The following is a 22,028-nucleotide window of genomic DNA, read 5'->3' as shown; positions in this document are numbered from 1 at the left end:
TAGGGAAATGCGGGGAGATTTGCGAAAACTTGGGTTTTCGCAAAAATAGTCAGTTTTCAGGGGTTTACAGAACCTTGGCAGTCGCTATAATCGTCGCCCTAACACGCCGGTATAGCTCAGTTGGTAGAGCAACTGACTTGTAATCAGTAGGTCCCGGGTTCGACTCCTGGTGCCGGCACCACATTAGGCTCCATTGCATTCCACCGAATGCTCTGGAAGCCCCGAAAACCCGCCCTTTGGCGGGTTTTTTCGTTCCAGGACCCTCTGTCGGGATCCAACAAAATCCCCCCTTCCCCGAGGGTATGTTAGGGGTACTGCGATTTTCCGGTCAGGAGCGCGTACCCCTATGCCACGTCTAGCGATCCCCCTCAGCGACCTGCAATGCCGCACGGCCAAAACCCGCGAGCGAGCCTACAAACTGTTCGACGGTGGCGGCATGTACCTTTTCGTCAAACCCAATGGCGTGAAGACCTGGCGCTTGAAGTACACCAAGCCCAGCGGCAAGGAAGGTACGCTCATCATCGGCAATTACCCCATCGTTACCCTTTCCGTCGCACGGCGTAAGCGAGACGAAGCCAAGGCGTTGCTGCTAGACAACCTCGACCCAATGGAAGAAAAAAAGAAGGCCAAGATCGTAGCCCAGCGGGCGGCATTGCTTTTCGAAACCGTTGCTCTGGAGTGGCACGCCGACATGTCCCGTCGCTGGACCGAAGGACACGCAAAAACCGTGATGAGCCGACTGCGTACCCACGTCTTCCCGCTGATCGGCCAACGACCCATCGCTGAACTCGATACCCATGACCTGCTAGAGATCACCCAGCGCATCAAGGAACGCGGCACCATGGATGTCGCGTTAAGGGTACAGAACTACTTATCCACCATCATGCGCGGGGCCAAAAGAGCCCGGCAGATCACCATGAATCCTGCACTGGATCTGGCAGGCTCGATTCACGCGCCGCGCACAGTCCATCGCCCGGCCCTCTCCCTCAACCGCCTACCCGAACTACTGCACCGTATCGACAACTACAACGGCCGCGAACTGACGCGCCTCGCCGTACTGTTGACGTTGCATGTATTCGTCCGCTCCAGCGAGCTGCGCTTCGCTCGATGGAGTGAGTTCGACCTCCAACGCGCCATGTGGGAAATCCCCGATACTCGCGCACCGATTGAAGGGGTACGCAATTCCACACGCGGGACCAAAATGAACGGCGACATTCAAATGGTTCCGCTATCGCCGCAGGTCATCGAAATACTGGAGCGCCTGCGCAGCCTCAGTCGCTTTTCAGAGTTGGTGCTACCGGGCGACCACAAGTACTGGAAGCCCATGTCCGAGAATACGGTGAACACCATGCTCCGCAACGTCGGCTATGACACCAGCAAGGACGTGTGCGGCCACGGCTTCAGGACCATGGCCTGTAGCGCTCTGCTGGAGTCCGGGTTATGGACCGACGCAGCCATCGAAAGACAAATGAGCCACAAGGAACGCAACCGCGTGCGCGCCGCGTATATCCACAAAGCTGAATTTCTGGAGCAGCGCAGGCTGATCATGGCGTGGTGGAGCAACTACATCGACGCCAACCGCCATGGGCATGTGACACCCCACGAATTCGCTCACCCAGTCGGCGACAACATCACTGCCCTACAAAATAGCCGTGGCGCATCCAAACGTGGGTAAGCCTGTGAGATCACCGTTGTCCGCCCTTCCACGCGGGTCCATCCAAGCGGGGCTGCAAAGCCGCCCTGCTTGGATGGACCTCATTTAAAAAATCTAAAGCCCACGCAAATTGTCTGTGGAAAACCATAGATTTCCACCGGTGGATAATTTCATCCACAGCCGCAGAAACCCCGACAATTCGAGCCTTGACCCGAATTATCCACAGGCGTAGAAAAGATCGGGCAAAGCGCTGTCGTTGACAGCAACCCAGGTAGCCAGAACCTTTAAGGCTACGCCACACCGTGGTGGTTCTCCCAAAGTGCGATTAGCGTCCGGCGGCTCGCACGGTCACAGCGATGTGATGGATGCCTACTTTTATCAGTGTGCCCACTACGGCAACTCATACCCTTTCATAGCTGCCCTGCAGCAATCTATCCGCTTGGCCATTTCATTGCGCCAACCTGCGCCCGTCTCTTTCTTCCGGAAAGAGACGGGCGCTCCTACCGCTGCTGCAGCCCAACTCGTACAAGGCTTTGCGGCATTCCCCCTCGTGACAATCGGCGTGACAAACACCGAAATCACCAGCAACAGCGATGCAGATGATGGTGCCGCAGCCCACGGAATGGACTGCACCTGACTGACAGTCAGGTATGCCCCGGTCATCGCATAGCTGCCTTCACCCGACTCAGGATCTCGCGGCGTTGGTTTCGTCAGCCAGCGCAACCTCCACCCGCCCACCGGCAACGGTGTCCAGGAGGCCGGATCATGAGATGCCCAAGCTCCTGGTCGTAAGGAGCCGTCAGTCCCGCGTGAGTGGACAACCCTCACAGGCCGCAGGGGCCTTGATCCCTGATAACACTCAACATTCTTGGCGGGATGACGTGGGGAAGGTTTCAAAGGTTGGCTTCGAGAGGAGTTTGATCATGGCATTGGTAGGCAGACGGGATGGGCGGAGTTTTGGCTATGGTCGGCAATTGAGTTATGCCGGACCGCAGGCGTTGCAGGACATGTTTGGCGGCGGGCATTACGGCACGGTCAAGGCGCACAGTGATCGCTGGCAGGCGTTTGTTCGGTGGTGTCGGTCGGAGGATGGGCCGGGGTTCAATGATGCGCGGCAGATAGATCGGCAGACGTTGTTGGACTACGCCAGATTTCTGCGCCACGAGGTAGATCAAGGTGGAATCAGCATCGCTACAGCACAAAACCGATTGTCCAGTGTGAACCGGACTATGTCAGCACTTCGCGGTGACCAGAATGTGAGAGTACTGAGTCCGAGTAAAGCGTTAGGCATGCATCGCTCAAATATTCGTAGCAAGGCACCGAATGGCCAAGATCGCGCACAAGTAGAAAAGGTGCTTGAGGCGCTCTGCAGCCGTCAGCAACAGCGAGTCGCTGCAATCATAGTATTAGCCCGCGAAACCGGGATGCGATTGAGAGAGGCCATCCTAGCGGACCTGCCTCGACTTCAACGCGAAGCCAAGCTTCTTGGCAAGATCAATATCCAAGATGGCACCAAGGGCGGCCGATCAGGTGCATCGGCACCACGCTGGATCACTGTGAACAATCGCATACATGACGCCTTGGCATTTGCCAGGGAGGCATCGCCAGGCAGAAGCCGCAACCTGTTGGCGCGAGAGGAGAGCTACGTCGAGTTCATGAAAGACGTCGTCCGAGCAGCCCGAAATGTGCTGCATGAATACGAGTTGAAAGGCTTCCATGAGCTGCGCGCAGCTTATGCCTGCGAGCGCTACGAAGAGATCACCGGGCATCCCGCTCCCGTCAATAGTGGCAACTGTTTCCAACAAGACCGAGCCATTGATCGAGAAGCCCGAGAACAAATCAGCCGTGAACTGGGGCACGGTCGTATCGACGTTGTCTCGGCTTATATCGGAGGCCGACCATGAGTAAGCCATTCGATATAGAGCTGTTCTTGAGTGGCGAGCTGACCGGCTCAAGCGCGACTCGCCATCGACATATGCAGCAGGCAAAAATTATCCATGCAGCGATAGCTGAACACTGGCAGCGTGATAACCCATGGACGTGGCAGCGAAAACATCTCGCGTGGTTTCTGAATCACCGATTAAGAAACAAGAGTGAAGCTACCCGATACCACTATGGGCTGACAATTCAGTTGCTCGTATCTCGGCTTGGAAAACGGTCATTACTACCCCCTAGGTAGCTGGCGGCCTCCCTTGGCATTTTGCCGGAGGCTTTTGCTTCTCAGGTGAGCCATCATCCGCAAGCAAGCCAAATCCACGAGATAAGCTATCTTTCACGGCGGCGACTGTCTGAGTCGACTGCTTGCCGATAGTGTTCATGACTGGACGGTACCGCCGTTTTTTTGGAGGGAGGGGGATGCTAAATGCACACGGTGCTTAAGGGAGACTCCACATTTCCCGGAAGAAGTTGTAGCCTGAAGGTAAGAAAATCCGTCCTTCGGGCGGTGGTGGTTTTCACCGCAGCATTAAATACCTAGAGGAAGGATATGGAAATCTTAGTGGACGTCGTTAGGGTTGCGGGCTTCAGAGGTGTAAAAGAACTAGAGGTAAATTTATCCCCAGTTACAGTTTTAATCGGGATGAACAACTCTGGGAAGACTTCCGTAATCAAAGCGCTTCAACTTTCTCTCGGAGATTATGCGCGCCTTCTAACAGAGGAAGATTTCCATATATCTAAAGACCAGACGCGAGCCACAGAAATAAAAGTGGACTCCCGAATTGTGCCAATAGATGCCACCGGAGCGAGAGCCAAAGTCTTTCCGGCCGCTTGGATGGAGCACTTTGGCGATAGCATTCAGTCAGAAGCTGATGGTAGTCAATTTGTGGCATTACGCTCAAATAGCCGCCCAAACTTGATAAAGGGTGGATTTGAAACCAATAGGTTTTCACTCGACAAATGGCCGGAATATACAGACTGGCAAACTGCGTCTGTTAAAGAGACTCGTCTGGGCAATAAAAGATTCAACTTGTCACTAATACCAATTGATGCCCAGCGAGACATACATAACGAGTTAAAAGACAAATATTCATTTGTAGGAAAAATACTTTCGAGTGTCTCCTATGAAAAAGCAGATATTGATTCAATGGAGAAAGTCATAGCTCTTGCAAATAACGAAGCTGTTAGCAAAAGTGAGGAGCTTAAAAACCTAAAGGCACACTTAGAATCGCTTAGTGCGTCATTCCAAGGAGCAGGAAGCGCCGAAATCACACCATTCCCCAAAAAAATTCGCGATCTATCGAAACACTTTTCGATCCAGTTCGGGGAAGACTCCAGCAATTCGTTTTCTATGGAATATCATGGAATGGGTACTCGCAGCTGGGCATCAATGTTGACCGTAAAATCTTTTTGGAAATGACGGCAAACAAACACAAAGAAGAAGAGGAGCCATTTTTTCCTATCCTGGCTGCTGAAGAGCCAGAGGCGCACCTTCACCCAAATGCTCAAAAGACGCTCTATCACCAACTGGCAAGTTCTGAAGGCCAAGTCGTTGTTAGTACACACTCACCCTACCTCGCGGCCATGGCTGAACAGTCCTATATCCGCTATCTACGAAAGCGCCAAGACGACATTTTTGTAGGACAGTTGGCTAATGGATTAGATCCCGAGGATAAGAGACGGCTGCAAAGAGAGGTCATGCATTCAAGGGGGGAAATAATTTTCTCCAAAGCTCTTGTTCTATGTGAAGGGGAAACAGAAGAACAGGCCCTTCCGCTCCTATTTAAAAAATATTTTAATTTTGATCCGTTTGTCTTAGGTGTGAGTTTCATAGGTGTTGGCGGATCCGGAAAAAAATATCTTCCTTTTCTCAGTTTCGCAAGGGATTTCTCAATTCCGCTGTTTATATTTAGTGACGGTGAGGCTGAAGCCGTCCGCGGCCTGACTAAGGTGTACAGCGGAGTATATGGTGCAACCGATGTGACACACTGCGACAATATAACTATCCTCGACGGTACTGACTTCGAAGGATATCTACTCTCTTCCGGCCATAGGGAATTGGTAGTATCGGTCATTACCGATCTGGACGGAGTTGATGCAGTTGATCGCTGGATTGAAAAAAGAAACGGGACTTCCTCCGGACGCGCCAAGACTAACCAACCTCCTTGTAAATCATGTGGCCAGCCCATTTTCATTGATATTATTAGAGATTATAAAAAGGCAGGCGGTGAAGATATCGCGATTTGTGAAATACTCGATTCAAGCAAACCACGCTTTGCTCCGGCGATAGCTGAAAAACTCTGCACTTTAGACCCCGCTAACCTGCCGCCAAAAATCATAGAGCTTTTTGAAAAGATCAAAAAAGGGGCCGGATTGTAATGAATCTTTCAGCTAATCAAATTGCGATTGTAGAAGCACCGATTGGAATTTCAATCCAGGTTCTTGCCTCGGCTGGCTCCGGAAAGACGCGCGTATTAACTGAGCGCATTCGCCATATAGTGCAAAAAACCAAAAAAGACAAAATTATCGCTCTCACCTTTACAAATAAAGCAGCCGGAGAAATGCTTTCGCGGTTAAGCGACCTAGAAGGTGTCGAGGATAGGTGCTGGATAGCTACCGTACATTCAGTGGCTCAAAGAATACTTGAGCAATATGGGCATACAATCGGACTACCCGCCGATCTCCAAATTTACGAAAGGGACTTGGATAGAAAGGCCGTTTTCCTTCAATCCTTGCGTGATAGCGGGGTGGACATTGATGAGTTTCTTAATGTTGATGATCATAATCTGAAAAAAAATCGCTCAAAAATAATCCAAGACTATATGGATAATTTCTCTTTGGTTAAAAGAGAACTTTTGAGCGAATCAGAAATAAAATCTCGATTTAAAGACGCAGGATTTTGGTCTACTTTCCAGACTTACCAACAAGCACTTCTATCCAGCGGCGGCATAGACTTTGATGACATTTTGGTCTACGCCCACAGGATTCTTTTGGAGCAGCCTTGGTGCGGAGACATATATAGAGCAAAATACAAACACCTATGTATTGATGAAGCCCAAGATTTAAACAAGGCCCAATATGAGTTTGTGAAAGCTTTGTGTGGCGATGGAGTTACAAGTATTTTCATGGTCGGCGATCCTAACCAGATGATTTACGGCTTTAACGGTTCGTCTCATCAGTATTTATGCGAATCATTCGTAAAAGATTTTTCTCCAGCCCAGTTCGCACTTAATCAGAACTATAGAAGTTCTCAGTCTGTTATTAGGCTCGCGAACAAAATAAAACCGGGAAGCCAAGAGGTGTCGAGCTTTGCCTTGAAGGGATATGAATTGATCCAAGATCTTGCCGATGAACAGCAAGAGGCGTCCTGGATTTGCAAGACAATCCTTGATCTGGTAGCGCACGCAACTCATCCCGAAATAGAAGGAGACATCGATTTCAGCAAGATGGTTGTAATCGCGAGAAACAGATTCGTTTTTACTACACTTGAAGAAGAGTTACGGGCCAACTCTGTTCCTTACTTCCTGAAGAAAGGAGAGCGCTTGACCGAACCCACTACTGTTTTTGGAAAGGTTTTAGATCTATCTATCAGGCTCAAACTGAATCCGAAAGACTGGGTTGATGGTAAAAAGCTTTGTGCTACACTCGGTGTTACTCCCCCCGCCAGCTGGGGAGGAAGAAACATCCTTCTAGATCTGGCTGGGCTCGTTGATCGCTCTGCTATACCATTGGCAGACATCCAGATCCTATTACTTAAAGCAATTCATGATTTAAATACTGACCAGCCAAACATCCCCAAGATGCATGCTTTTTTTAAAGACACCCTAGAGGCCGCAGGTTCAACCCATTCTATAGAAGTCGATGAAGAGATAGCTTTATCTCTTCAAGAACTTGAAGAATTTAGAGCGTTTTGGACATATTTCAAACGAAAAGGATTAGGTGACTCATTACTCGCATTTAGGAATGCTATGGCGCTAGGTCAGCTAAGTGAAGAGTTCGATCCTAAAGGCTTGATGTTGAGTACTGTTCACACGATGAAGGGTTTGGAAAAAGATATCGTGTTTTTGATGGGTATGTGCGAGGGAGTTTTTCCGGACTATAGAGCAAAGAGCCAACAAGAACTCGATGAAGAGAAAAATAATGCTTTTGTAGCTGTCACTCGATCTAGAAGATGGATATATATAACCTACCCACGATTCAAAAAAATGCCTTGGGGGGACGTTAAGCCGCAGCGACCATCGAGATTTATTAACTTAATGCGCCAGTGATAACGCAGACGCTGAGATGTCATCGCCACAAGGACCTCGCCAACCGTCTCCAGCTATCTCATTGGAGGCGCGGCGTGCCGCCTACTACACCTCCCCTAAAGACAAGCTGGATAAATTAGGGGGCCTCAGCATGCGCAATAATCTCTTTTAGTGTTATCCGAGCGACGTAAACGCTAATCACCAGGTAAAGCTGTCCAGCTATGCTGGTGACGAATAGCAGCATTCCACTTCCCGTGCTGATACCTTCTGTGGGCATATCCAGATCAAGTAGATGGATAGCCTCAGGACTCTGCGGACCCGGATTCGATTTCACCGAACGCCATAACTAGCTGATTTATTTATCCCTTCGACAACAAATTAATAACCGTACAATATTTGCCGCGTGGTAAATTCGTTATTGCTATCGTCCAACCAAATGTCTAGACCAGATACTTCCTTTGGAAGAATCAAGGCGTTCGCTCGAGGCAGGCTCTTAAGTAGCTCAAGCAATCTTTCACCATCGAAAAGCTCGAGTTCTAACCTAGCATTTACACTATGCTTTAGTTTATCCGGAATCTCTAAAGCTTTTTTACTGTACCTTGTCGCAGTAGTCACGAAGATTCCCTTAGAAATATTCTCAATGGCTAATGCTCCTAGGAAGTTTCTAACCTCCGCCACCCCTTCCACGTCTCGATTTATTCTTCGTTTCACCTGGACCGCCGATAGTATTTTTCCACCCTTGTGGCAAACATGCAAATCTATCCCCCCATCCTGAGTATTTGTATTGGCTGTTGCACTTACCACGTCACAACCTAGATGCTCTTTTAAAAGACTTCCCACAAGTAACTCTGCTGCTGACGCAGAAATCAGCTTGCGATCACTCCACTTTCTGGTCAGATGAAAAACCAGATCATCAATAGCAACCTTGCTGCTCGATATATCTATTTTTTCTATCCCTGGGCAATAATCATCGGGACTTCGCGAGTTTATACCAGACGGATAAATCACTCCTCGCTCGTTTGACCACCACCAACCACACCTAGGGCAAGAGAATAAATTCTTGCACATCAAAATAAAAGATGATCCGGGTTTAGATTTTATTATCTCATCAAACTCCACTATGTCGCCCCGACTCATCTCCTTTGGCTCTCGATAATGCTTTAGCTTACCTCGGCAAATATGACACACTTCGTCATTAAACTCAGACTCCACCACCAATCCTGATCGTTCATATTCCGCAACATCCATATTATGATCAAATTCGAGAAGATGTCTAAATGCTATTCGCTCTGCATAACCAACGCTCAACTTTAATCCCCTAAAAACCAATAAATTTTTTATACTAAAAGACGGCACCGTGAAATCACACTTCGCAACTAAAAACGGGACAGATCAGTGCAACGCGGCACAGACCACTACGATCAAACATAGCCGACTAATGAGTTCGCTTAATATCATGGCCTGCCCCCGATCTTCGCCAAGAGAAGCGTGAAATTAATATCGAATAGCTGGCACGCATTTAGTCAATATTAAAAAACAATAAAAGCACATATCTTTGAGTTTCAGCATAGTTCTGCCAAAAAAAAAACCACTCAAAGTGGTAACGATTTAGCCGCTACCACCTCATAAGTGATACAAGTCAATATTTACGAGAAAAATTTGATTTAACCACGCTTGAAATATAGCTATTGAGTCCGCGGCCAGCCACAGCAAGTCGCTGTAATTCAGCAACCATTACTGGTCCGGGACGATTGGAATCATATACATAGGTTCTATAGGCTCCTGAGGCGAACTCTACGGATATCGACCCTTGTGCCAGTTCATATGCCACCACATTTGACTGACCACTGAGATTTTTGTAACGCTCCATGTGTCTCATCTCCTGAAACTGGCAAGTCGCCAGCACACATACTTTAGACATCAATTGACTCCCAGCCAAGTCGAAAGTCCATTACCTCAAGAAGCACGTGTAAATTGCGAGTTTCGCCAACACCGAGTAGATACAAGAAAAGTAGCGGGAGCTCAAAATCAGCAACTCTATGATGTAGTACAAGCCTCCGGTTCGATTCCACTGAGCGCCATAACTAGCTGATTTATTTATAGTTACTAGTTGGGGTACGCCAGATTTTCCAGCGAACTCCAGACGCCCGAATAACCTAGTCTCGCTGAAACATACCGTTCGTCTGGTGCCGCACCATACAAAACAAAGCCCCTGCAGAAATGCAGGGGCTTTGTTGTTTCTGGAACGTCCACTTTTTGTCCACACTCTGGAACCCGCGCGAGCCTGCTCGCGATGAGGCCGTCAGCCCCAACGACGATCTACTGACCCAGACAAAGGGCTGCGTTGCCCAAGGCTTCGAAAAAACGAAGCAACCTCAACCAAACAGCATCCTTTGCCAATGATCCTCACCCACAATGGCAATCGAAGCTCCTGCCTCCCGCAACTCCACTGCCTTCATGATCTTCGTTCCATAAGTGCTGTGGCGCCACTGCTCATTACCCACGCTACCGACCACCAGGTAATGCACCTTCTTACTCACACCGCCCCCAATCAAACCACCTCGTTCTTCGACCAGCGCCTGACAATCCTTACGCGGCCCAAAGGCCATGACACCCGTAAATACGAACATCCGGCCATCCCACACCAAATCAGGGGCCGGTAAATTGAAGGGAAGGTCCGTAGGAGCAACGGCAACAGCACCGCCGACTTTCGCTCCCTCAATACCCACTCCAGAGAAACCATGCAGGATGTTAAGCAGCTCCAGGGACTCATCCTTGTCTAGAGCATCGTCCTGAAGCATGCACGCCAAACGCGAATACAGCAGATTGATCACCGGATCATTCAGATGCGCGAGATTGTTTTCCAACCATTGCTTTAGAAAAACCGCTTCCGTGATGTTCACAACACCGTCGGCCGTAATCCCAGCGGCCAACCCGACCAAGGCATCGGCGGCACGTCGATCGATACGGGCGCGATGGAAAAATTTGCTGCTCTCGAACTCGTTATGTAGATCCATTACGGGTTTTCCTTTGAGGTGGGTACTGGTTCGATACCGAAGCATCAGCGGATAGATGTTGTGTTCAACGCTAGCACCACTGCGCGGAGACACCCCGTTTTTAGCCAGGAAAATAGATCCGTCCCCTTTTCCGTGCCTTTTCCGTGGAAGCGCTGCTCGACCGTCATAGTGGCGAATCGGAAAAGGGGACACCCATTAACCTTGACTTGAGACCGGCTAATGGGTGTCCACTTTTTCACGCCCCCGAAAAACCCGCCCTTAGGCGGTTTTTTTCGTTCATCGCTGTCTGTCGCTTATAGGCGGAGGGTGGGATCGACACAAAGCTATCTGCAGTACCCCACTCAATCGGCCCAATGCACTCAGCTGCGTGGCTGCACCAATCCCTTGATATCGCCGAAAAAATAATGGCATATTGCCTACAGACGCATCTAGGGAACGCCTACCCGAACCAGCACATGGACGATAAAAATGACAACATACTTTGAAAATACTATTTCGAAAATTTATGGCGATAAAGACGATTTTATAATAATAGGACTGACTGGTCAGACAGGAAGTGGATGCTCAACCGTAGCAAGCATACTTTCAAAAAAGCAAGATCAGATAAAGCACTCCTTATACAAAGGAGGCTCACCAAATGACAACACTCAAAGAAAACAAAAAATTATTTATAAATGCTTTGAAAAAACCTGGACTCCTTTTATTTCAATTCAAGCTAGCTCAATCCTAACATTGTTGCTCAGCGAAAAAAGCATCGAAGATACTGCAAGATTTATAGGAGGCGTCGCCGGACTTACTGACGATCTGCAGACAAAAATCATAGAAAACATAAAGGTTATAAAAGACACGCACACCAACCTAAACCATCAAGATATTGATTCGCTCAGAGTTTTTTACACTGAATTCCTACCGAACCAGAACAATGAACTAAAAAAACAAATTGGCGCAGCAGGATATGTCGCACTATTTCAAACAGTCGGTAACAATGTCCGAAATTCTGGCAACCCAACCTCGAACGAGGTAATAGGGGGAAACTTCTTTTCTCTAGCCGAACGAATCAACAAAATAATTAAAGAGATACGTAAGGCCAGAAATAGAGGTGAGCGGACATTCATTGTAATAGACGCGATCCGAAATCCATTTGAAGCAATATACTTCCAAGATAGATACTCATCATTTTATTTAATGGCCGTTTCCTGTGAAGATGACCAGCGTAAATCCCGACTCAGAGCATTGGGATATACGGACACCCAAATAAAAGCGATGGACGATGAAGAATACGGCGATAGAAAGCTAACCGACAAATCAACTTACATAAAGCAGGATATCCAAGCCTGCCTGCAACGTTCCGACCTATATATTAGCAATCCAAACTCAACCAATACAGTTTCACACTTCAGCTTACTAGCAAATCAAATCATAACGTTCGTTTGCCTTATGGTTCGCCCAGGGCTAATAACACCCACGCCTTTAGAAAGATGCATGCAAATTGCTTACACCGCAAAACTGAACTCAGGTTGCATTTCCAGGCAGGTCGGAGCAGTAGTAACGGATAAAAATTTCTCAGTCCAGTCCGTAGGATGGAATGACACTCCTTTGGGCAGGTACCTTGCAGTTTAAGAAACAGGTTTGATCTGGTGAGTGGAAACGATCAAGAAGCATACTCCGAATACGAAAAATCGAATATTCAATACATCGCTAGATTTACCCAAGAAAGCGAAAAATACCTGAAAATTGAAAACACAGGAAGAAATGTTTCTTACTGCTTTAAAAGCGAATATAACGACTTGATAGGAGAAAAAAACCAAGTACACACTCGTTCACTACATGCAGAAGAAAATGCATTTTTACAAATATCTAAATATGGTGGTAGGGGCATAGAAAACGGGAAGCTGTTCACAACCGCAAGCCCTTGCGAACTTTGCTCAAAAAAAGCATATCAGTTGGGCGTAAAAGAAATTTATTACATAGATCCTTACCCAGGTATTGCAATGACTCACATCCTCATGGGTGGAACCAACAATCCAGAACTAATTCTTTTTTCAGGAGCTATTGGGAAAGCCTTTCATAATCTTTACTCGTCAAAAATGCCTTACAAAGACGAGCTGAATGCTCTATCACTTTAAACCATACGTATAGCCTTAGATAACTATGCCCAGAGAGGCTTGCATTTATACCCATAGGGTCCGGATTCGATTCCACTGAGCGCCATAACTAGCTGATTTATTTATAGTTACTAGTTGGGGTACGCCGAATTTTCCACAGACTTCCAGACCCGCAGGAAACCTGGCCTCGTCGAAAGCTACCGTTCGTCTGGTGCCGCACCATACGCAACATCAAAAAAGGCTCACCGAAAGGTGGGCCTTTTTTGTGCGCGCTGCCCAGCTCCCACGGACGATCACCTCGGCTTGGCGCGCTTTTTTTCGGTATAACCCTGTTCATCTCTGCGTGGTGAACGGCCCCCCATGAACGCCCTGAAATTAGTTGCTCTGCTGGTGATTTTCCCGCTGGTGCTCGCTGCCCTGGGTGGTTGGGAGCGTCAGCGGGCTGACGAAACCACCACCGCGATGATCGATTACCACATCAATGTGGATATCGCTAAGCAGCAACTTCAAGCCCTGGCGGCAAAGGACCCGGCGGCCAAGGTCAAGCTGGTAGACGAAACAATCGGTGTGCAACTGGCACTCTCCCGCCTGGCAAAAATCGAAACCGAACTGCCCATTGCTCATCGCGTGAACCGTGTGATGCGTGGGCTGGCGCCGTGGGTGATGGGCCTGGGGCTGTTGGCGGCAGGGGTTGGCGTGGCCGCTTTGGCGGGTACGTATTGGGCGGGGCGGCGGGCACGGCGGTCGCGGCAGAGGTTGTTGCAGGTGTTCTCTCTGGGCAGCCGCTTGTTGCCCTATGTGCTGGTGAGCCATGGGGTGGCGATGGCGGCGGCGGTCGCGTTGGTGCTGAGTTTTGAAGGCTTGGCGATGTGGCATATCGGTCGGCTGGGCAGCGGCGAAGTCAAGCTGATGGCGGTGCTGGGGGTGGTCGCGGCGTTCTGTCTGTATTCGATCTGGCAGTTGCTTAAACAGCTGCGCCACATGCTGGGGATGTTCACGCCCGAGCCGCTGGAGATGTACGGCCAGGTGGTCAGCCCCGAGCAGGCGCCGGGGTTGTGGCGGTATGTAAACGAGTTGGCAGGTTCACTGGGCGCGCTGCCGCCGGACCATATTGTGGTGAGCCTGGCCCAGGGTTTTTACGTGACCTCCAGCGACGCCGTTGTGCAACCGGCGGACATTGCGCTGCAGGGGCGCACCTTGCATGTGCCGCTGCTGTACCTGGGCCTGTTGAGCCGTGAGGAAATCGGCGCGGTGATCGGCCACGAGCTGGCGCACTTTGCGGGGCAAGACACGGCGTACAGCCTGCGCTTTTTGCCGATCTACGATGGGGTCAATCGCAGCCTCGAAGCGCTGTGGAACGCGTTGCTGGCCAGCGACTTTATCCAGGGACGGTTGATGCGGCCGTCGTTCATGTTCGGCGTGTTTTTCATGCAGCGCTTTGACCAGGCGGTGAACCACTGGAGCCGTGAGCGCGAATTACTCGCGGATGCCGCCGGCGCGCGGTTGGTGGGCAATGCCGCGGCCGCCTCGGCGTTGTTGCGGGTGGCGGTGTTGCAGCCGCACATTGAGGACTCACTGCTGGCGTTGTGCGACGCGGCGTCAGCGACGGACCTGCCCGATGCGGTTTTCGGCGCCTTGCGCGGGTGTGAGCTGCAACTGCCGCCCGAAACCCTGGAGATTCAGCAAGCGCACCCGACCGATTCCCACCCGTCCAATGGCGAACGCCTACAGGCATTGGGTGTGTCATTGGACGATGCAGTGCGCAGCGCCACGCGCGAGGTGGACCGTGACGCGGCGAATGCGCAAATCGACGCCTGTTTCAGCGCACCAAGGGCATTACGCGAACAACTGTCCGGCGACTTGATTGAGGTGGCGGTGGTGGAGAACGCCGAGCACACCCATCTGCTGGAAACCATGGTCGCATCGGCCCAGGGCGAGCATGCGTTGCACGAGGGCGGGCGCCGAGGCGCTGTGCTGATGGCGGTGCTGTCGATCCCGTTCGTGCTGCTCGGGCTGTGGGTCATGGCCCAGCCTTGGCTTGCGCCGGAGCGCATGAAGGGCACGCCGTTGTCCGCCCTCGGCGCCGGTGCGGCCATCGGTAGCATCGCGCTGATCTTTCTATGGCTGGGCGTGCGTCGGTTCAAACGCGCCCCACAAATTGCGTTGCGCCTGACGCCGGAACATTTTGTGTTTGCCAACCTGGCGCAGCCGTTGCCCATCGAGCACATCGACAGCGTCACGTTGCAATTTATGCAAGGCATCTGGGTGACGGTGGAGCTGACGCCGGAAGCGCCATTGCCCGAGTTGCGCAAAACCGCGTTCGGCGTGCCTGGTGCACGGGTCAACAAGAAGAAGCGCCAGGTGCTTTTGCAGATGGCACAGCTGTGCATCGACAATAAAAAGATCGAGCCTTACGACGGCCTGGTGCTGATGACTGACTACGTCAACGCATCGCTGGCGCGCAAGATTTTGCAGCACCGCGAGGACTGATCGGCGCCCATAAAAAAACCCCGAACCAGTCGGGGTTTTTTATCGCCTGGCATCAGGCACGACGTGCGATCACTTAGAAAACGTTGATCGGGTAGTCGGCGAACAGACGCAGTTCGTTACCGCCAACGTTGTAGTTACTGGCGTTGTTGGACACGCGCAACCACGAGGCACGGGCGCGCAGGCTCAGGTCTTTGGCCGGGCCGCTCTGGACCACGTATTTGAACTGGTTCCAGATTTCACGCTCGGTGCCATCGCCACGGCCAGAGCCATCGTCGATGTTGGTACCGCGCACGTAAGCGACGTTGTAGGTCAGGCCCGGCACGCCGAAGGTGGTGAAGTCGATGCCGTAGCCCGCTTGCCACGAACGCTCGTCCTTGCCGTTGAAGTCGGACCAGTACGAGTTGGCCAGCAGGATGGTGTTGCCGCCATCGCCGATGCCGGTGTCGCGGGTATTGTCGCGGTAGCCGCCATACAGGTAGCCGGTGTCGCCGGTGCTGCGCTGGTGGGCCAGAGTGAAGCTGTGTGCGCCCACTGCCCAGGTGGCACCCAGGCTCCAAATCTTGTTGTCGCGCGCGTCGGCATCGCCGCGTTGCTCGGCGAAGCTCTTGTCCAGCTTGGTTTTGTAGCCGTTGAAGTCAAAGGTCAGCGACTGTTTTTCCGGCAGGGCCAGTACGTAGTTGACGTTGACGTATTGCTTCTTCAGCACGTCTTCCATGTCGGAAGCGTACAGCGCAGCAGACAGGCTTTCGGTGAACTTGTAGCTGCCGCCCAGGTAGCTGATGTTTTTCAGGTTGCCGCTGTCGGTGCCTTCGGCGGCTTTTTGGGCTTCCTTGGTGAAGCGACCAGCGTCCAGTTGCAGGCCTTCGATCTCTTTGGAAACGATCGAGGTACCGGTGTAGGTTTCCGACAACAGGCGCGAGTTGTCGTACTGCAGCACAGGGACGGCCGGCATTTGATCGCCGTACTTGAGCACGGTGTTGGAGACACGGAACTTCACTGCCGCGCCGCCCTTGGCCAGGTCGTCGGCTGCCGCGCCGCTGTCACCTTGCTTGAAGAAGTTGATACCGCCCGCACCGCTGCGACCTTTACCACCATCCAGGCGGATAGCGTATTGGCCGATCACGTCCACACCCACACCGACGGTGCCTTGGGTGAAGCCGGACTCGAATTTGCCGATGAAGCCCTGGCCCCATTCGGCTTTGTCTTGCTTGCCGTTTTTATAGTCGCGGCTGATATAGGCGTTACGTGCGGCGATGTTCAGGTGGCTGTCTTCAACGAAACCCTTGGATTGCTCCTGGTCGTTTGCCATGGCTGCCGATGCGCTCAAAATCCCCAGAGCGATCAGACTCATCCGTTGCTTCAACATTTTTTTGTATTCCTTATTTCTGGTTGAGTACGCGCTGTGACACCAGGGCTCCGTGTCGCTTTTCTGGTGTCGACTTTATCCGGAAAAAAGAAGGCCCGCGGACGACTGAACATGCCGCGGGCCTTTTCTTATTGGATGAGTCATGGCTGTTAGCCACAGGCGTTGGGCGCAATCCTAGTCGCGCGTTGAACTATGTGTCAATTTCGTGAATCGTCTGTATTTAGGCGATTTAATTCTAAGCAATGGCTGAGAGCCTTTCTGGCCTTGAGCGACATTGGCCTACAAGATGCCAAGCTCGAAAAGGATTGCTCGGGTTCCGTCAGAAGGGCTGGGATGTGCGGGCGGCGCTGAGGTACTTACAGTTTCTAAAAAGCGACACACCCGTCAAATATGTGGGAGGGGGCTTGCTCCCGATTGCGGTGGATCAGCTACTGAAAACTTGGCTGACAGACCGCAATCGGAGCCCCTCCCACAGGTGTTAGCTGCGTTGCCTAGTTTTTCAACACGTCACACAACGCATGCAGTTCATCCTCGCTGAACAACCCCACCGGGTAGCGTTCACTCATCACGCTGCGTAAATCGGGCTGCTGCCTGATCTGCCGCGAGCCGTGTTCCTTCAACCAGAGCCCCAGCGCCTGGATCGCGTCGCCGTCGACCCGCAAAGGGTGGAACGTACGGGTATTCATCAGGTTGATATCGGCGTTCATTTCAGCGCTCTCTCCTACTGCTTGAGCGGCTAACTTACTCAAGGTTTATGACAGAACCGCGCAGTCATGCCCCTGAACCACTGTGAGCATCACCGATACAAGAGCTATGCCAATGTCCCGTATTTGCAGGCATACAGCCGCAAAAAAGCCCGCGACCGTGCTGGGCCGCGGGCTTGCTTTAGGCGCTGAAACCGAGTAGCGCCCGGTTACACGAAAGGCGCTGTTACAACTGCACTCAGTTTCTGTGCGGGGCCGGCTGTTGTTGGGTCAGGCAGTGGATATTGCCGCCACCCAGTAACAATTCACGCCCCGGCACCATCACCACTTCATGCTGTGGGAACAGCTTCTGCAGGATGGCCTTGGCCTCGCTGTCCAACGGGTCGTCGAAACTTGGCGCGATGATGCCGCCATTGACGATCAGGAAGTTCACATAGGAACCCGCCAGGCGCACGCTCGGGTTGCGCTCTTGGGAGCCGTCCACCGGGTCGACGCCGGCACACTCTTGCTCAGTGGCATACAGCGGCCCAGGGATCGGCATTTTATGCACAGTGAATGGGCGGCCCTGTGCATCGGTGCTGCTTTGCAGGACATCCATGGCCGCATGGCAACGTGCGTAGTTCGGGTCCTGCGGGTCGTCAGTCCAGGCCAGCAGCACTTCGCCGGGACGCACGTAGCAGCAGAAGTTATCCACATGACCGTCGGTTTCGTCATTGAACAGGCCATCGGGCAGCCAGATGATCTTGTCCACCGCCAGGTTGTCGCTCAACACCGCTTCGATGCTGGCACGATCCAGATGCGGGTTGCGATTGCGGTTTAGCAGGCATTCTTCGGTGGTGATCAGGGTGCCTTCGCCGTCGACGTGAATCGAGCCGCCCTCCAGCACAAAGCCTTCGGTGCGGTAGCGCGGCGCGCGTTCGATTTCGAGGATCTTGCCGCCCACCTGCGAGTCACGGTTCCACGGCGCGTACAGGCCGCCATCAAACCCGCCCCAGGCATTGAAATCCCAGTTCACGCCGCGCACTTCGCCGCTGTTGTTGATCACGAAGGTCGGGCCGGTGTCACGCACCCAGGCGTCATCGCTGGACATTTCCACCACCCGGATATTCGGCACGTCCAAGCGCGCACGGGCGTTCTCGTATTGGCCGGCGGAAACCGCCACGGTCACCGGCTCGAAGCGCGCAATGGCCTTGGCCACGGCCACATGGGCCGCCTGCGCCGGCTTGCCGCCCAGGCGCCAGTTGTCCGGGCGCTCGGGCCAGATCATCCAGGTTTGCGTTTGTGGCGCCCATTCGGCAGGCATATAAAAGCCATCGGCGCGGGGGGTGCTGTGCAGGGTGGTCATGGCGATCAAGACTCCGAATGGGGTAAAGGCCGACTTTATAACGGATAAAAATCGGCTTTAAAAGCGATCAACGAGCATGATCGATAAATATGACAAGCAATAACCGATAACAATCGATTAATTACAGTTGTTCATCCAGCACCTTCGACAGCATGTCGACAAAGAAGTCCACGCTGCGTTTAGAGGTAACCATCGGCGGCTTGATCTTGAGGATGTTCAGATAATCGCCGGTGGGCTGCATGAAGATTCCCAACTCACGCAGGCGCTCGCACAGCAGCGTGGTCTCTTCGGTGGCCGGTTCCAGGGTTTGCCGGTCGCGTACCAGCTCCAGGCCCAGATAGAAGCCGGACCCGTGCACCGCGCCCACCAGCGGGTGACGCTCGATCAGTGCTTGCAACCGAGCCTTGAAATGCCCGCCAACCACTTGGGCGTTTTCCCACAGCTTTTCTTCTTCCATGACATCCAGCACCGCCATGCCGATCCGGCAACTGACCGGGCTGCCCCCCGATGACGAGAAGAAATACCCCTCGGCCTCCAAGGCTTCGGCGATTTCACGCCGGGTAATCACCGCACCCAACGGCTGGCCGTTGCCCATGCCCTTGGCCATGGTAATGATGTCGGGCACCACGCCTTGTTCTTCAAAACCCCAGAAGAAGTGCCCCATGCGGCCATACCCCACCTGCACTTCATCGGCGATACACACACCGCCCTGGGCGCGGACCCGTTCATACACCTGCTGCAAATAGCCTGGCGGCAGGGAGATCCCCCCGCGTTGCCATACACCGGCTCACAGATGAACCCCGCCAATTGGCGCTTGCTCGCAGCCACTTTCGCCAGGTTGTGTTCCACGCTTCGTACGTAGTCCGGTGCACTGTCCGGCCCCCGAAACTCGCCGCGATAGGTATTCGGCGCGGTCACCGGATGCACCCAGTCCGGGCGACTGCTCAGCGCCTGGGGGTTGTCGGCGATCGAGGTGGACACCGCATCCGCCGCCACCGACCAACCGTGGTATGCCTCCAGCACGCTGAGCATGTCGCGCCCGCCGCTGTAGGCCCAGGCCAGGCGGATGGCCAGGTCATTGGCCTCGGTGCCGCTGTTGACCAGAAACACGCGGTCCATGCCCTTGGGTGCCAGCGCCAGCAAGCGCTCGGAAAACTCGGCAATCGCGGCATAGTGAAACCGCGAGTTAGTGTTCAGCAGCGACCACTGCCGCGCCGCCACCGCGGCCATGCGCGGGTGGCCATGGCCCAGCACCGCCACGTTGTTGAGCATGTCCAGGTAGGAACGGCCCTGCATGTCGATCAGGTGGTTGCGCCAGCCGCGCTCGATGCGCGGTGGGTCGACGTAATAGTGCTTCTGTGACCGGGCGAAGCTGGCGTCGCGGCGCGCGAGCAGGACGTCGGCGTCCAGCTCCGGCTCTGCGTCACAGGCCAGGCCGAGCAATGCCGAAGGTGATGGGCACAGTGCCTGCCAGGCCTGCGCCCGGGAAGGCGTGCAAAACAGCGGCGGCTCCAGGTCTGCACGGCACAGTTGCACGGTCAGCGGTGCCTGGACCTCACCCAGGGCTTGCCCTTTTACCAGCAGCGAACCGGGCTTCAATACCGTCTTCACGCCGCGCAAACGCACGCTCAACTCAACGCCTTGCACGCACACAAGGCCATCGGCGTCCTGGCGCAACGTGCCGGCGAAGGGCGCTTCCAAGGTCGTCCCATGGGGCACATGCAACTCGACGTGAAGAGGGAAACTTTCCGGCTCGGCGGCGCTGTCCGGGCAGGTGCGCGACAGCCGGTATTGGCCATAACGACTGGCCGCCAGCCCATGCACTGCCGCCGCCTCGTCCAATAACCGATGGTCGATACCGGGCGTCTCCCAATTGCCCGCTTCGAAATGCGGGCTGAGCACCCCCAGGTCGATCAGCGCGAATTCTCGCCCCATCAGCCCCGGCAACAAGGGCACGAAGCCTTCATCGGCAATCGGCGCGAGTGCCTCGCCCACGCAGCGCAAAATCGCCGCCTCCATCAGCTCGAACGGCACCGATGTCGCCACATGGAAAATTTCCCACTCATGGTCGGCGTTTTTCAACAGATAGGCATTGTCCGGGTCCAGACGTTGCTGTTGTTCGCTGCTCAGCACCAGCACCGCTGCGCGGGCGACAATCAGCGGCCACAGCACCTGCAACTCTTCGCGTTGCAAGGGGGTAATGGCGTGGCACGCCTGAATCGCCGGCAAGATGGCAAAGGGGTCACCTTCGGCATGGTGCAGCAGGGCCGCACAGGTCACCGACAGGTCAGCAATGCGCCACGTGCGCACCAGGTCGCCAAAATCGATAACGCCCTGCCACTGCCACCGCCGCTGAGCATCGCGCTGCCACACCACGTTGTCGTCGGTGATGTCCATGTGCACCGCTTGCCACGGCAGGCGATCCGCCAAAGGGCCTACGCGCGCCTCAACCTGCTCGGCCACCTGCTCCAGCGCAGCGCGGTGGGGCAGGTTTTGCAGGGTGGCCAATAAGTGGGTGATCAGTTCCGGGGCGTGGCGCGGGTCCCATTGCAGGGTGCGGTCCAGGCCAGGGTGTTCAAAATCGGCCAATGCCTGGCTCATACGGCCGCAGAGGTCTCCGAACGCAGCGATCACATCACGCCCCAGATGCGGCAAATGAGTCAGTGGCTGACCGTCGATATAGTCCAACAACCGCAGGTGCAGGGTTTGGCCGCCGACGCTCAGTGTCAGTAGCTCCTCACCGCTCAGGGCCTTGATGACCTTGGGCACGCGCACGCCGTGCACCGCATTGAGCGCCGCGTGCTGGGCCTGCAACTCTGCAGCGGCATAATCGCCACGGCAGATTTTCAGAACAAAGCGGCCTTGAATGCTGTCAAGTTTGTAATTGAGATCTTGCTGGCTGCCCAATGACTGCAAAGTGCCACTAAGGCCGTAGTGCCGCGCAAGCAGTTGAGCGGCCTGATCGGGGCCTAGCTGAGGGCTGGGTAGGCTTGCACGGTGGATCAGCGTGGCGAGCAGCATTGTGACGACCTCGGTTTTTTTAGACGTCTATATCGCCATTGTTCAGGGGCGTTAGGCAACCCCCACTTACATGGTTCTTGCAGAGCTGGGCTCCACGACTCAAGCTATGCCCCATTCGCTTCAAGTACGTCTAAGGAAAAGGCC

Annotated in this window: 14 protein-coding genes, 1 tRNA gene and 1 pseudogene; 9 read left to right on the top strand and 7 right to left on the bottom strand. The window is 53.3% G+C overall.

Translation table 11 applies throughout. The features are described 5' to 3' along the window. The first annotated feature begins 105 nt into the window (after positions 1-105). The 6 genes from AB4O25_RS20145 (at position 106) to AB4O25_RS20120 (ending at position 7,857) form a co-directional block, all read left to right on the top strand. A tRNA-Thr gene (locus AB4O25_RS20145) sits at positions 106-181 on the top strand. Between the two features lie 165 nt (positions 182-346). Next, complete coding sequence (locus AB4O25_RS20140) at positions 347-1,675, top strand: tyrosine-type recombinase/integrase (RefSeq protein ID WP_024645034.1); 1,329 nt, start codon at positions 347-349, stop codon at positions 1,673-1,675. A gap of 902 nt (positions 1,676-2,577) precedes the next feature. Beyond that, positions 2,578-3,558 (top strand): integrase domain-containing protein, encoded by a 981-nt coding sequence (locus AB4O25_RS20135; RefSeq protein ID WP_460149922.1) that lies wholly within the window; start codon positions 2,578-2,580, stop codon positions 3,556-3,558. Positions 3,559-4,139: 581 nt separating this feature from the next. Beyond that, positions 4,140-5,009, top strand: a complete 870-nt coding sequence (locus AB4O25_RS20130; protein WP_460149921.1) for an ATP-binding protein — start codon at positions 4,140-4,142, stop codon at positions 5,007-5,009. Beyond that, entirely contained in the window at positions 5,006-5,968 is a 963-nt protein-coding gene (locus AB4O25_RS20125; RefSeq protein WP_460149920.1) for an ATP-dependent nuclease, read from the top strand. The genes AB4O25_RS20130 and AB4O25_RS20125 overlap by 4 nt, the downstream gene beginning before the upstream one ends. Further along, positions 5,968-7,857 carry an ATP-dependent helicase gene (locus tag AB4O25_RS20120; protein WP_076029007.1) on the top strand — a complete coding sequence of 630 codons (1,890 nt, stop codon included), beginning with the start codon at positions 5,968-5,970 and terminating at the stop codon, positions 7,855-7,857. The genes AB4O25_RS20125 and AB4O25_RS20120 overlap by 1 nt, the downstream gene beginning before the upstream one ends. 357 nt (positions 7,858-8,214) lie before the next feature. On the opposite strand, the gene AB4O25_RS20115 is transcribed toward AB4O25_RS20120, so the two are convergent. The 3 genes from AB4O25_RS20115 to AB4O25_RS20105 all read right to left on the bottom strand — a co-directional run bounded on the left by AB4O25_RS20115 (position 8,215) and on the right by AB4O25_RS20105 (position 10,853). Continuing rightward, on the bottom strand, positions 8,215-9,144 hold the full coding sequence (locus AB4O25_RS20115) for a restriction endonuclease (RefSeq protein ID WP_460149919.1): 930 nt from the start codon (positions 9,142-9,144) through the stop codon (positions 8,215-8,217). 331 nt (positions 9,145-9,475) lie between these two features. Then, positions 9,476-9,706 carry a hypothetical protein gene (locus AB4O25_RS20110; protein WP_076029009.1) on the bottom strand — a complete coding sequence of 77 codons (231 nt, stop codon included), beginning with the start codon at positions 9,704-9,706 and terminating at the stop codon, positions 9,476-9,478. A gap of 505 nt (positions 9,707-10,211) precedes the next feature. Beyond that, on the bottom strand, positions 10,212-10,853 hold the full coding sequence (locus AB4O25_RS20105) for a BRCT domain-containing protein (RefSeq protein ID WP_410921745.1): 642 nt from the start codon (positions 10,851-10,853) through the stop codon (positions 10,212-10,214). A 468-nt stretch (positions 10,854-11,321) separates the two neighbouring features. On the opposite strand from AB4O25_RS20105, the gene AB4O25_RS20100 reads away from it, so the two are divergent. The 3 genes from AB4O25_RS20100 to AB4O25_RS20090 all read left to right on the top strand — a co-directional run bounded on the left by AB4O25_RS20100 (position 11,322) and on the right by AB4O25_RS20090 (position 15,448). Next, positions 11,322-12,473 carry a hypothetical protein gene (locus AB4O25_RS20100; RefSeq protein WP_460149918.1) on the top strand — a complete coding sequence of 384 codons (1,152 nt, stop codon included), beginning with the start codon at positions 11,322-11,324 and terminating at the stop codon, positions 12,471-12,473. Positions 12,474-12,490: 17 nt separating this feature from the next. Further along, positions 12,491-12,979, top strand: coding sequence for a hypothetical protein (locus AB4O25_RS20095; RefSeq protein WP_460149917.1), 489 nt, complete (start codon positions 12,491-12,493; stop codon positions 12,977-12,979). Between the two features lie 339 nt (positions 12,980-13,318). After that, positions 13,319-15,448, top strand: a complete 2,130-nt coding sequence (locus tag AB4O25_RS20090; protein WP_460149916.1) for a M48 family metallopeptidase — start codon at positions 13,319-13,321, stop codon at positions 15,446-15,448. Positions 15,449-15,521: 73 nt separating this feature from the next. Here AB4O25_RS20090 and AB4O25_RS20085 read toward each other — a convergent pair whose 3' ends face one another. The 4 genes and pseudogenes from AB4O25_RS20085 to AB4O25_RS20070 form a co-directional block, all read right to left on the bottom strand. Next, positions 15,522-16,814 carry an OprD family porin gene (locus AB4O25_RS20085; RefSeq protein ID WP_017526018.1) on the bottom strand — a complete coding sequence of 431 codons (1,293 nt, stop codon included), beginning with the start codon at positions 16,812-16,814 and terminating at the stop codon, positions 15,522-15,524. A 491-nt stretch (positions 16,815-17,305) separates the two neighbouring features. Beyond that, positions 17,306-17,521, bottom strand: coding sequence for a hypothetical protein (locus tag AB4O25_RS20080; RefSeq protein WP_017526019.1), 216 nt, complete (start codon positions 17,519-17,521; stop codon positions 17,306-17,308). 235 nt (positions 17,522-17,756) lie between these two features. Beyond that, positions 17,757-18,863 carry an agmatine deiminase gene (gene aguA, locus AB4O25_RS20075; RefSeq protein WP_017526020.1) on the bottom strand — a complete coding sequence of 369 codons (1,107 nt, stop codon included), beginning with the start codon at positions 18,861-18,863 and terminating at the stop codon, positions 17,757-17,759. A gap of 121 nt (positions 18,864-18,984) precedes the next feature. Continuing rightward, positions 18,985-21,884, bottom strand: a pseudogene (locus AB4O25_RS20070) (aminotransferase). Positions 21,885-22,028: the final 144 nt, after the last annotated feature.

Source organism: Pseudomonas sp. S3_A03 (assembly GCF_054668275.1).
The sequence above is the reverse complement of the archived record's forward strand: the minus strand, read 5'-3'. Positions and strand labels throughout refer to the sequence as shown.